Here is an 11,977-nt window from a genome sequence, read left to right on the forward strand (position 1 = left end):
GGCACGAATATCGTGCATGGACCGCGGGGATAGTTATGGAGACTTAACTTTGGGTGCGGGCGTTAAGCAGAGTACCTGCTTACTGGAAGCCGGGTCCTGCCACGACGGTGACGTTGGAGAACTCAGGTGAGTCGCTCAGCGTCGGGATTCCAAGGAGCGCGGACAGCTCTTCCGCGTTGGCCCGCTGTGCTTCTCCGTTGTAGAAGATAACTGAAGTCTGCAGCGGAGTTCCCGCCCAGTTCCCTACCTGCGCAGTCGCCCAGCCATCGGCTCCGATCCGGGCCGAGATACTCGCACCAAGGCCGGAAACGCCGCTGGCGTTCAAGACTACGACCGGCTGGGTCTTGTCTGCCACCGGTGCCGACGGCGTTGCCGAGGGGGTCTCCTCAGCTGAGGAGGACGGCGTGGCCGATGGTGACTGGGACGGAGAGGGAGTCTCGCTCGGCGAAGGTTCGGGAGATTCACTCGACTCAGCGCCGGGCGTTTCAGAAGCCATCGGGCTAGCGTTTCCATCAGCGCCGATCCCGAGCCGCGGCAGCACAAAGTAGGCAGCCAAGCCTACGAGGAGCGCGAGAACACCAACCGTAATGATCAGTCCGATGCCGCTGGAGCGGGCGGGAATCAGACGTTCACGGTGGACACCCTGCCGCGTCGAGGTCTCCGGGACCTTGTCGAACTCGTCCCTGGGATATTGGCTCATGGTTGTCTTGTTATTCCTTGGTCTTCGGCTCGGCCTAGGCGTCTGTGCCCATACGGCGGGCGGTGCGCGCACGCTGGCGTGTAGTACGTAGTCTACGCAGCCGCTTCACCAGCATCGGATCATGCGCAAGCGCTTCCTCGGTATCGATCAATGCGTTGAGGATCTGGTAGTAACTGGTCGCTGAAAGCCCAAACAGATCACGGATGGCCTGTTCTTTGGCGCCTGCGTACTTCCACCAGGAACGTTCCAGGGAGAGCATCTGCTGATCACGTTCGCTCAGGGGACTCTCAGGATCGACGGCGTCGTCCACTGAAAATTCCCTGGCCCCGGCTGATCCTGCCACTGCGTCGTCCCCGTTTCCCGTCCCGTTCCCCGGGCACGGCCGTATGGCTCGCTCGGGGAAAAGAGTCTGATTCCTGCAGTAATCGTAAACCGGAATAACAAGCTTGTCATTTAGCTCAGCCCGTCACCGGCTGGGATCTTTCCCGCAAATAGCCAAGACTGGAAGGGTGAGAAGCAGCGATGAACCGGCCCTCTTTACCTATGTTCCCCCCGGAACGCACAGCGACCCGGACGGCGCGGGTGCCGGAGGGGAGGCGATCCCGTTTACCAGCGGCACGCCACTGACGGATCTGATGGCACCTGACTGGGCCCTGGCCTTGGAGCAGGAGGCCTCCCGGCTGTATGGCATCGGGGACGAGCTCGAGCGGCAGCGGATCGCCGGGGCCCATATCTTGCCGGCACCAGCCAACATACTTCGGGCCTTCCAACGCCCGCTGGCCGAGGTTAAAGTGCTGATCACCGGGCAGGACCCGTACCCGACCCCAGGCCACGCCGTCGGGCTGTCCTTTTCGGTTGACCCGGGTGTGCGGCCACTGCCGCGTTCCCTGGCCAACATCTACAAGGAGCTGTCCTCCGATCTGGGCATTCCCCCCGCACCCCACGGCGACCTCGGTGCCTGGGCTGACCAGGGGGTCCTGCTCCTCAACCGTGCCTTGACGGTGGAGGCGGGAGCCGCCAACTCGCACCGGGACCGCGGGTGGGAAGCTATTACGGACCTTGCGGTGCGTGCCCTTGCTGCGCGCCGCGATCCAGACGGCACCCGCGCTCCCCTGGTGGCAATCCTCTGGGGCCGCCAGGCACAAAGCCTGGCTCCGCTGCTGGAAGGAGTTCCGCTGATCGAATCACCGCATCCGAGCCCGCTCTCGGCATCCAGGGGCTTCTTCGGCTCCCGGCCCTTCAGCCGGGCGAACCAGATGCTACTCGCCCAGGGCTCCGCCCCGGTCGACTGGCAGCTGCCCGGGGTACGGTAGAGGCAAAAGCCCTAGGAGAAACCCGCTATGCAAGTTGTCCCTGTCACACGTGCTGAAACCCCTGCAAGGCGCGCGCGTCCGGTCCACACGATGCAGGTACTGCGCCGTGAGCAGCTGTCACCGAATATGGTCCGCCTCATTATCGGCGGCCAGGGATTTGACTCGTTCGAACCCAACGGCCGGACCGATGCCTACTGCAAGATCTGGTTTGGCCCGGATGGCCGCCCGCTGGACGGCTCCGTGAGCCTGGAGGACCTTCGGGAGCGGACCGACCGGGAAAACTGGCCGGTTTCCCGGACCTACACCGCGCGCTGGGTCGACACTGAGAAGCGCGAGCTGGCGATGGACTTTGTGGTGCATGGCACCGAAGGCCTCGCCGGCCCCTGGGCAGCGGCTGCGCAGCCGGGCGACCCGGTGACCTTCGGTGGTCCAGGCGGCGCGTTCTCTCCGGACCCCGACGCCGACTGGTACCTCTTCGCCGCGGACGAATCCGCGCTGCCCGCCGCAGCCGCAGCCTTAGAGGCCTTGGACGCGGACGCCGTCGGACACGCCCTGATCGAAGTGGACGGCCCGGCTGATGAACTGCCGCTGCAGGTTCCGGCGGGAATCACCCTCACGTGGCTGCACCGCGGCGGCTCTGCCTCCCACGGAGCGCTCCTGACAGAGGCCGTTGGTGCCCTTGCCTGGCTTTCCGGACGGGTCCAGGTGTTTTCGCATGGGGAACGCGAGGCAATGAAGGCCCTGCGGGAAATATTCTTCACTCGGCATGGACTGGAACGCAGCCAGGTATCCCTCTCCGGATACTGGGCCGCGGGCCGCTCGGAAGACGCTTTCCAAGCTGAGAAGAAGACCCCGATCGGCAAGGTTTTGTAGCCCGGTCCATCTAGACGCTCTCCGCGGACCCGGGCCGTGCAGCCCGGGTCCGCGCCACCGTCAACGCCGGCGGTTGCGGCGGTCGTTGCCGTTCAGGTTCCGGGTCAGGGGCCGGGCCAGGTTGTCGCCGAACACTACCCCTCCCGCGATCGCCAGAATGATGGTCAGCGCGTTAAAGAGACCGATCACGCCGCCCGAAACGTCGTCGAGGCCAATGCTCAGCCCGTACATGGAGCGGAAGATACTCAGCCCGGGGAAGAGGAACAGGACCGCAGGCACGGCTATGACAAGCTGCGGCGCCCCCATCCGCAGGGCGACGATGCGCGCTGCCATGCCGATCGCGATTGCGGCTATTGCCGGTGTCAGGCGCGGCCCCACGCCAACCGCCTCCGAAAGCGTGCCGACCAGGAATCCGCCCAGGCCAATCAGGACGGTGGGCAGCAGCAGGTTCACCGGGGACTGTTCCGTGATGCTGATCGTGGCAAGCGCCACGGCAAGGATCAGGAAGGTCACGGCGAAGGGGTACTGCGACGACGCCACCTCGGTCACCTCTAGGCGGGGCATTCCCATCAGTGACCCCATCACCAGTGCGACGGCGATACCGGCCACGATGGCGGCGAAGGTCAGGAAGGCGGAGAGGAACCGGCCGGCTGCCGTGACCGGGAAGCCGTTGATCGCATCCTGCACGGCCGAAACGAGCCGGCCGGTGGGCAGCAGCAAGAGAATACCGCCGGCAACAACAATGCCTGGTGAAATATCCACCTCCACGGAATCCGTGGCATTCAGGGCCCAAAACAGCATTGCCAGGGCCGTGACCAGGAAACCGCTGGCCGCCGTCGTAAAGAAGTCCGGCACCCGCCAGCGCCCCAGCAGCCGCTGGAGCAGGCTGACCAGGATGGTGCTGAAGAATCCGACGGCGGAGCCCAGCGGCCCGCTGCCGATGAAGGCGATGATGGCCGCAGCGAACAGGCCGGCAGAGAACGTAACCGCCCAGCGCGGGAAGGGTTTGGGCTGGTGCACAATCGTATTCAGCTGCTGCGCGGCCTCGGCACGGGAGACGTTGCCGTCCACGATGTCGGTGACCAGCCGGTGGACCAGGGCCAGCCCGGCATAGTTGTTCGTCCAGGACCGCACCACGCGCATCACGGTGATGGGCGTCTGGTCCTTGGGCGAATAGTTCAGCAGGACGGACTGGTTGGTGATGTCCACTTCGATGTTGTCCAGGTCGTAGGCGGCCGTGACGGCGATGATCGCCGTTTCAACCTCCAAGGCACCCGCACCGTAGCGGAACATGGTTTCGGCCATGCCCAGGGCCAGGTCCAGTGTCTTGCGGGCGCTGGCATCCGGGCCGCCCGTACGCACCCGGGGGTTGGCGTAGGGACTGCCGGCCAGGCGTTCGACGATGGACATGGCCTGGGTAGGCGGAGCCTCGCCCTGGACCAGCCGGCGCAGCATCCGGCGGGCGGCTGCGGATGAGGAGTCCTGACGTTGGGCCGCGCTCTGGCTGTGCTGGCGCGGAGTGGTCTTGCGGGCCCGCGGTTTGCCGGGCCGGGCTGGCAAACCGGTCCGGAACCCCTGCGGCATCCCTGGCGGCGCCCCCGCCCCCTGGGCAGCAGATTTCCGCGCGGCGGCCTTCGCCAACCTCGGCACGGAGGTGGTGGCAGGCGGCGGCTTGGGTTTGGTACTGCGGAGCCCGCCCGTTCCGGGGCCGGTGCCGGTCCCGGTGATCGGTGCGGTGGCAGCCGGTAGTTCCGGACGCTCGTCAGGTGCCCCGGGGAGACGGCGCCTGCCCTCCCGCCCGGTGCGCTCCGGGGCCTTAATGACCGGAATCAGTCCAGCCACAGGCTCCGGATTCGAGGCAGGCTTGCGGCGGTCGTCGTCGTTATCCACGTTCTCCACCCCTATAGGCCTCGTCGTGTGTGCGGTTTAGTAGAACGGCTGGTGGTGTCGGCGCCAGTAAATCTGGCGTGTCACCCGCTCACCGATGGTGTTCCAGATCCGGTACCGGAGCGGATCCAGCACCAAGTCATAGCACCCGGCAAAATCGGTCACGGTCTTCGAGAAGCTGGTCTTGAACAGGCCCAGCCCATGGTGCGGGTGTTCCTTGTTCTTGAGTTCACTGCTCGGAGGCGTTCCGCAGAAATCGTATTCTTCGATCCCGAAGTCTTCCTTGAGCTCGGTCAGCGCGGTCCACTGGACCAGGTGCGAATCGCCGTACTGCTTGCGCCGCGGCTTGGAGCCGCCGTCCTTGTAGGTGCCCTTTTTCCCATAGGCAATCACGAAGGCACCCACGCTGGGCTCCCCGTCTTCGAAGGCGAAGTAGAAGCGTCCCTGCCCGGCGGCCACAAAATTGGACCAGAAGCGGCGGTAATAGTCGTACGAGCGCATACGTGCCGAGGAACGGTCCTCAATGTGGCTCATGAGCTTGTACATCGCCCGCATGTTCTCTTCCGTGGGTTCCACCCGGCGCACGTCGGCGCCTTCACGGATGGCCCGGCGGACGGCGTTGCGCGCGCGGGAGGAGATGTTCTTGAGGATCTGCTCGGTGTCCGGAGTGGTATCCAGCAGCGCGGTGGAGTCGTTGGGCTGGAGGTTGAACGTCTTGACCAGGCCGGCACCGGTGAACAGCTTCTGCACGTCTTCACCGTCCAGCACATCGGGTTCCACCTTGAGGGCGAAGACCCGGCGGCCGGTCTGTTTGATGAAATCGCCGAGCGCGCGGGCCATGGCCGGCACGTCTTCGGCAGCCGCGGCGTCGGGCCCCTTGATGAGGTACCAGAGGCTGCCCAGGACCGGGACCTTTTTTTCGATCGCCAGGTTGTAGGACGTATAGTCCGGGCCCGTGAAGACGAGATAAATTGGATTCCAGCCGTGGTGCGATTTGACCTCGGCGTAGGCCGCGGACTGGAGGACGTTTCCGCCGTTGGGATTGGCCAGGACGTGAGCGTCCCAGTCAGCTATCTCCTCGGCAGTGGCCAGGCGTGCACTAAACTCTCGCAAAGTTCCTCAACTAGTCCTCGGTTGGTAGATCAATCCTTTTGCCCCCGCACGGAGCTCGGGCTCCGGACCGTTTTCCAGTCTATCCGCAGGCTGCGCAGCTGCCCGAACGGACCTGGTGCCGCGCGGCGGGGCCGGGCAGCCGTGCGGAGCGGACCCGGCAGGGAATAATCCCTGCCCCGGGCAGGTTGTCGGCTTTAATAGATGCAAAAGCATGCGACTGACAGAGGTGGATTGAGTGGCACAGCACATTGAACTTGGACTGGACACGTTCGGGGACGTCACCTTCGACGCTGCCGGAAACAGGCTGCCGATGCCCCAGGTGATCCGGAACGTCGTAGCCGAGGCAGCCCTTGCCGATTCGGTCGGGCTCGACTTCATCGGAATCGGCGAACACCACCGCGACGACTTCGCGGTCTCCTCACCGGAAACGGTCCTGGCCGCGATTGCGGGCCAGACGCAGCGCATCCGGCTGGGCTCGGCAGTGACGGTCCTCTCCTCCGATGATCCGATCCGCGTGTACCAGCGGTTCGCCACCCTCGACGCGGTCTCGAACGGCCGGGCCGAGGTGATCCTCGGCCGCGGTTCCTTCACCGAGTCCTTCCCGCTCTTCGGCTACGACCTGGCCGACTATGAGGTCCTGTTTGAGGAAAAACTAGACCTGTTCACTCGCCTGCTCGGCGGGGAGCCCGTGACCTGGCAGGGTTCCACCCGGCCGCCGCTGAAGAACCAGACTGTCTACCCGCCCACGGATGGCGGCACGATCCCGGCGTGGATCGCCGTCGGGGGCACACCGCAGTCGGTCGTGCGGGCCGCCCATTATGGGCTGCCGCTGATGCTGGCCATTATCGGCGGGGAACCGGCGCGCTTCGCCCCCTTTGTCTCACTCTATAAGCGTGCACTCAAGGAATTCGGCAAGCCTGCCCTGCCCATTGGCGCCCACTCCCCCGGTTACATCGCCTCGACCGACGAGCAGGCCTTGGAGGAAGCCTGGCCGCACTACGCACGGATGCAGAACCGGATCGGCCGCGAGCGCGGCTGGCCCCCGGTGACCCGCCCGGAATACGAAGCAACCGCAGGCCCCGACGGCTCACTGTTCATCGGGTCCCCGGAAACGGTGGCGGCCAAGATCGTGCGCACGGCCCGGACCCTGGAACTCTCCCGCTTCGACCTCAAGTACAGCCTGGGCACCCTGCCGCACGAGCTGCTGATGAAGACCATCGAGCTGTACGGCACCGAAGTCGCCCCGCGGGTCCGCGAAGCGCTGGCTGCCGACGCCTAGGCCGACGCCGGGAGGAACCACCGGGTGCGTGGTTCCTCCCGGGCCAACGACGCGGCACGGTCAATATTCGCGCGGTCCTCCCCCGTGAGCCGTTCGTGCTCCTGCCGCATGTACTCCCGCCAGGTGGGAACGTCGTAAATTTCCCGGAACTCTCGGTCATCGGTCACCGAATGCACCAGCTCCCACATGCTTGCTCCCGTCCGCATGCGGGAGAGCCGGACTTCATGCATGGCCTCCACAAACTCCGGCGCCTTGTCGGGGTCGAGTTCGTAGACCACGAGGATGGTCACCGGGCCGTCGGTGGGCTTGGGCTCGGTTTCCACTTCCAGCCCCAGGTCCGGCTCGGGGACGCTGCGGTCCAGCTTTCCGGTGCGTGGCAGCAGCGGAAGCACCAGGATGCTCAGGCCCACCAGCACCAGCACGACGCCGGAAGCGGCCAGCACGGGCGCGTAGCCGTAGGCCGTGGCCAAGGATCCCCAGAGCAGCGAGCCCAGCGCCTGTGTCCCGGTGAGGACCATCAGGTAGATGGACAGGCCCCGGGCCCTGACCCATTCGGGCAGAGTCAGCTGCATGGCGCTGTTGAGGGTGGAGAAGGTGCTGATCCAGGCGGCTCCGGAGAACACCAGCAGGACGGCCAGCGGCAGCACCGGCAGATAGCCGGCGGCAAAGACGCCGGCGGCGAAGACCCCCGCGGAAAGACCCAGCAGGGCGTTGTCATGCAGGATTTTCCGGGCCCGGGGCAGGAACACCACGCCAAGGATCGCGCCGGCGCCCAGCGCACCCAAAAGCAGGCCGTAGCCGCTGGAGCCCAGCTGCAGATGCCCGTTAACCGCCACCGGCAGCAGCGCATAAAGTGCACTGGCCGGAACCATGAACAAAACACAACGCAGCAGGATCCGCCGGATCCGTGGTGCTGCCCGGGTGTACCTGATGCCCGCAGCCAGGGCCTCCCCGACGTGCTCCCGGTCTTCCGGGTTGTCCGGGGCAGCCCGCCAGATGAATACGGCGAGCGCTGTCCCCAGGAAGGACACCGCGTTGATCCCAAAGACGAATGCCGGTCCGGCCAGGGATACCAGCAGGCCGCCGACCGCGGGACCGATGGCGCGGGCGGCGTTGACCGCCACGGACCCTAGCGCGGATGCTGCACGGATCTGTCCCCGCGGCACCAGCGACGGGGTGATGGCCTGCCAGGCCGGGGCGCCCAGTGCCACGCCGCAGCCAATCAGGAAGGTGTACAGCAGCAGGGCATCCGGGGTGAGGAGTCCAACGGCCGCAACGACGGTCAGGAGTACCCCGGCGCCGGCGGCGAACAGGTTGCTCCCCAGGATCAGCCGCCGCCGGTTGAACGCGTCAGCAAGGACGCCGGCGATCAGGCCCAGCAGCAGCGCCGGGGCCAGCGAGGCCGTTTGCACCAGGGAGACCAGTGCAGGATTGGCTCCACTCTCCACCAGATACCATTGCGCCCCGACGGTCTGCATCCAGGCACCGATGTTGGACCCGAGCTGGGCCAGCCAAAGGATGAAGAACATCCGGTTCCGCAGGGGCGCCCAGGGAGATTCCATTGGATCCCTCCGTCAGCGGTTCTCTCTGGTTACCCGCACCACCCGTTCGGTGCCGGAAGAACCAGCCCCCGCTTCCTGCAGGGTAAGTCCGTGTAGCCGGCTGAGTCCAGAGGATCCAGGGCTATGGGGTGCCGTGCCGGATTCAGGGGCCTTTCGGGAAGTGCTTCCAGAGGCGGCGGAACTGCCGTTCGGCCGCCTCGGCCCGCATCTCCTCGATGGCGTGCAGCCGGCCGTAGGTGAATCCGTTTTCGCCCGGACCGGGGAGGCTGCCCATGCGGCGCAGCAGCGCCCGCGTAACCACGCTGTCCTGATGCTCGCCCAGGGTTTTCTGCAGGCCTTCGGCCGCATCCGCCATCACTTCGGCGGCCTGGCCGCCGGCAGGCTTCCAGACTTCCGCGGCATAACGCAGGCGTTTGGCTTCCTTCCGCGCTTCATGAAGGATCTCCGCGTGCAGTTCCCGGTCTTCTTCGGCCTTGGCCTTCCGGATCCGCGAGCGCAGGCGCGAACGGTCCCGGCGGATCATGCGCTCAGCGGTTTCCGGGCCGGAGCTGCCCGCATCCGCAGTCCAGGCAGGTTCCAAAACGAGGGCGCTGAGCCCGTCAACCACGCGCCCGTAACGCCGTCCCTGCAGCTCGACGCCGATGTTCCGGACGGCGGCCGCATAGTCGCTGAGCAGCACCTCATCGATCCGCGCGGAGACGGAACCCAGGACGAGTTCCGGCGGCTGGGAAGCCACCAGGTCCTGCAACCGGTGGCGCATCACCTGCGCGTCGCGGGCCGCACCCAGCAGTTGCGCCAGCCATTTAAGTTCGGTGCGCAGCGTCCGTGCCGGCTCAGGCGCAAGGAGCCTGCGGTAACTGGTCAGGGCTGAGCGCATCCGGCGGGTACTGACCCGCATTTTATGGATGGCGTCGGGTTCCTCGGCCTGCACCCTCCGCTGCTGCGTGAGCAGTTCGCCGAACTGCTCACGCAGATATGCCAGCAGCAGTTCCTCCGCCGGCCCCTCCCGGCCCGGACGCATCGTGGTCCTGTCCCGCTGGCCGCCGGATCCAGCGGCAGGCAGCGGATCGTCCCTCCGCTGCGTGCGAGCGGCGGTAGCGTCCGGATAGGCCATGGCTCAGTATAGGTCGGCGGGATACCCGGCTGGCAGCCCCCGGCCGCCAGCTCGAAGTCGGCTGGGCCGGGGCAGACGCATGCCCCGGCCCTGTACCGGGTACTGCCGTCCCCGTAGCATCGGCAGTACCGATGCAGGTGCGGGCGCACCTACTGCCGAGAATTCCTGGAGGCAAGGTCCATGACTTCCATGCGCTACGTCAAACTCGGCAACTCCGGGGCCACCATCTCCGCCCTGGGCCTGGGCTGCCTCAGCATTGGCGACCCAGGCCTCGGCGCCCATCCCTGGACCCTCCGGGAGGAGGAAGCCAAGCCGCTCATCCGCCGCGCCCTCGAACTGGGCATCAACTTCTTCGATACCGCCAATGTCTATTCCGCCGGGGACAGCGAGCGGATCCTGGGCCAGGCGCTGAATGAATACGCGCGCCGGGAGGAGATCGTGATCGCCACCAAGGTACACGGGGAAGTGACTTCGGGGCCGAACGGCTGGGGGCTCTCCCGGAAGCACATCCTCTGGCAGGTGGAGGAGAGCCTGCGCCGGCTTGGCACCGACTACATCGACCTGTACCAGGTGCACCGATGGGACCGGTCCACTCCCTTGGAGGAAACCCTCTCTGCCCTTGACCAGCTGGTCCGGGACGGGAAGGTGCGCTACCTCGGCGCTTCCACCATGTATGCCTGGCAGTTCGCCCATGCCCTTGGCCTGCAGCGGGAGCATGGCTGGACGCCGTTCATCACCATGCAGGACCACTACAACCTGATTTACCGGGAAGAGGAACGGGAAATGTATCCGCTCTGCCTGGATCAGGGCATCGGTGTGCTGGCGTACTGCCCGTTGGCGCGGGGACGCCTGGCCCGCGGCTGGGATGAGGAAAACAGCAGACGGTCGCGGGACGACACCCTGTGCGGTGAGCTCTACGCGGCACATGCCCCCACCGACCGCCGGATAGCCGATGCCATTGACCAGGTGGCCGAGGCCCACGGGGCCTCGCGGGCGCAGGTGGCCATCGCCTGGGTGCTTGCGCACCCGGTGGTTTCGGCTCCGCTGATCGGGGCTACCAGCCTGGAGCACCTGGATGACGACGTCGGAGCGCTGGATCTGGTGCTCACCGCGGATGACCTGGACCTGCTGGCTGAGCACTACGTTCCGCACGGCGTCGTCGGCTTCTAGGCAGGCGCTGGATAGGATGGCAATGCCGGGTTATCCGGCATTACCGGGGGACGAAGGATCATCGATGCTTGTGTTTCTGTGGGTGGCGGAGATCGTGCTGGCGCTGCTGTATTTTGGCTTGGGAGTGATGCGCCTCGTCAAGCCCTACCCGACGCTCGTCCGCGTGCTTCGCTGGCCCGCCGATTTTCCGGCCTGGGCGGTGAAGCTGATCGGGGTCGCCGAAATCCTCGGGGCTTTGGGCCTGCTGCTTCCGGCCGCCACCGATTTCGCCCCCATTCTCACCCCCATAGCGGCCTGCGCGCTGGCACTGATGATGGCGTTCGCCGTCGCCCTCCACCTGCGCCGTGGGGAACGCCACCGTGTTGCCCTCCCGGCGATCCTTCTTATGATGAACGTTTTTGTGGCCATCGGCCGGTTCGGTCCACATCCGGCATGAGCGCGGCCCGGGAAACGTCGAAGCCGGTTCCGGCCGAAATCGTCACGGGCCTCTACGCACTGCTGCCCGCAGAATTCACGGCAGCCCGCAACAGCGCCTCCGCTGAGGCTGCACGCAGCGGAGACAAGGATCTGGGGAAGGCGCTGAAGGCCCTTCCCAAACCGTCCGCTGCCGCCTGGCTTGCCAACACACTCGTCCGGCAGCGCGACCAGGAAATCACGGAAATCCTGGGCCTCGGTGCCTCCCTGCGCGAGGCTCAGCAGGACCTGGACCGGGAGGAACTGCGCCGGCTCAACTCCGAACGGCACCGTCTGCTCCGCGCCCTCACCCGGCAGGCCCGGGAACTCGCCGTCGAGGTGGGCAACCCGGTGAGCGCCGCGGTGACTGCCGAAGTTGAGCAGACGCTGTGGGCCGCCATGACCGACGCCGACGCCGCTGCCGCCCTCGCCACGGGGCGGCTGGTCCGGGCTCTGGAAGCCAATGGCTGGGAACCGGTGGACCTCGAGGGTGCTGTGGCGGACCCGGATACC

At 66.3% G+C, this 11,977-nt stretch carries 11 protein-coding genes and 1 pseudogene; 6 read left to right on the forward strand and 6 right to left on the reverse strand.

The window, feature by feature from the left end; all coding sequences use genetic code 11:
• Nucleotides 1-79: 79 nt before the first annotated feature.
• A complete protein-coding gene (locus RTN46_RS01255) occupies nt 80-700 on the reverse strand; it encodes a LytR C-terminal domain-containing protein (protein ID WP_312178609.1) in 621 nt (206 codons plus the stop codon).
• A gap of 34 nt (nt 701-734) precedes the next feature.
• Nucleotides 735-1,043, reverse strand: coding sequence for a DUF3263 domain-containing protein (locus RTN46_RS01260; RefSeq protein ID WP_312178610.1), 309 nt, complete (start codon nt 1,041-1,043; stop codon nt 735-737).
• Between the two features lie 166 nt (nt 1,044-1,209).
• On the opposite strand from RTN46_RS01260, the gene RTN46_RS01265 reads away from it, so the two are divergent.
• Both RTN46_RS01265 and RTN46_RS01270 read left to right on the forward strand, forming a co-directional pair.
• A complete protein-coding gene (locus tag RTN46_RS01265) occupies nt 1,210-2,013 on the forward strand; it encodes a uracil-DNA glycosylase (RefSeq protein WP_396157133.1) in 804 nt (267 codons plus the stop codon).
• Between the two features lie 27 nt (nt 2,014-2,040).
• Nucleotides 2,041-2,886: a siderophore-interacting protein gene (locus tag RTN46_RS01270; RefSeq protein WP_312178611.1), complete on the forward strand. Its 846-nt coding sequence runs from the start codon at nt 2,041-2,043 to the stop codon at nt 2,884-2,886.
• 60 nt (nt 2,887-2,946) lie between these two features.
• On the opposite strand, the gene RTN46_RS01275 is transcribed toward RTN46_RS01270, so the two are convergent.
• Both RTN46_RS01275 and RTN46_RS01280 read right to left on the reverse strand, forming a co-directional pair.
• Entirely contained in the window at nt 2,947-4,470 is a 1,524-nt protein-coding gene (locus RTN46_RS01275; RefSeq protein WP_396157137.1) for a threonine/serine exporter ThrE family protein, read from the reverse strand.
• Nucleotides 4,471-4,812: 342 nt separating this feature from the next.
• Nucleotides 4,813-5,886 (reverse strand): peptidoglycan bridge formation glycyltransferase FemA/FemB family protein, encoded by a 1,074-nt coding sequence (locus RTN46_RS01280; RefSeq protein ID WP_312178613.1) that lies wholly within the window; start codon nt 5,884-5,886, stop codon nt 4,813-4,815.
• Nucleotides 5,887-6,121: 235 nt separating this feature from the next.
• Here RTN46_RS01280 and RTN46_RS01285 point away from each other — a divergent pair, with 235 nt between their 5' ends.
• The gene (locus tag RTN46_RS01285; protein WP_312178614.1) at nt 6,122-7,165 is read left to right on the forward strand and encodes an LLM class flavin-dependent oxidoreductase; all 1,044 of its coding nucleotides are present in this window, start codon (nt 6,122-6,124) and stop codon (nt 7,163-7,165) included.
• Here the strand turns inward: RTN46_RS01285 and RTN46_RS01290 are convergent.
• Complete coding sequence (locus RTN46_RS01290) at nt 7,162-8,727, reverse strand: MFS transporter (protein ID WP_312178615.1); 1,566 nt, start codon at nt 8,725-8,727, stop codon at nt 7,162-7,164. The two genes, RTN46_RS01285 and RTN46_RS01290, sit on opposite strands and share 4 nt — an antisense overlap.
• Nucleotides 8,728-8,869: 142 nt before the next feature.
• On the reverse strand, nt 8,870-9,841 hold the full coding sequence (locus tag RTN46_RS01295; RefSeq protein ID WP_312178616.1) for a CHAD domain-containing protein: 972 nt from the start codon (nt 9,839-9,841) through the stop codon (nt 8,870-8,872).
• A 189-nt stretch (nt 9,842-10,030) separates the two neighbouring features.
• Here RTN46_RS01295 and RTN46_RS01300 point away from each other — a divergent pair, with 189 nt between their 5' ends.
• The 3 genes and pseudogenes from RTN46_RS01300 to RTN46_RS01310 form a co-directional block, all read left to right on the forward strand.
• Nucleotides 10,031-11,011 carry an aldo/keto reductase gene (locus RTN46_RS01300; RefSeq protein WP_312178621.1) on the forward strand — a complete coding sequence of 327 codons (981 nt, stop codon included), beginning with the start codon at nt 10,031-10,033 and terminating at the stop codon, nt 11,009-11,011.
• 64 nt (nt 11,012-11,075) lie between these two features.
• Nucleotides 11,076-11,447: a DoxX family protein gene (locus tag RTN46_RS01305; RefSeq protein WP_312178617.1), complete on the forward strand. Its 372-nt coding sequence runs from the start codon at nt 11,076-11,078 to the stop codon at nt 11,445-11,447.
• Nucleotides 11,444-11,977: pseudogene (locus tag RTN46_RS01310) on the forward strand (hypothetical protein); the annotation flags it as partial. The gene RTN46_RS01305 and the pseudogene RTN46_RS01310, both read left to right, overlap by 4 nt.

This window comes from Arthrobacter sp. (assembly GCF_031988865.1).
Classification (GTDB): domain Bacteria; phylum Actinomycetota; class Actinomycetes; order Actinomycetales; family Micrococcaceae; genus Arthrobacter_B.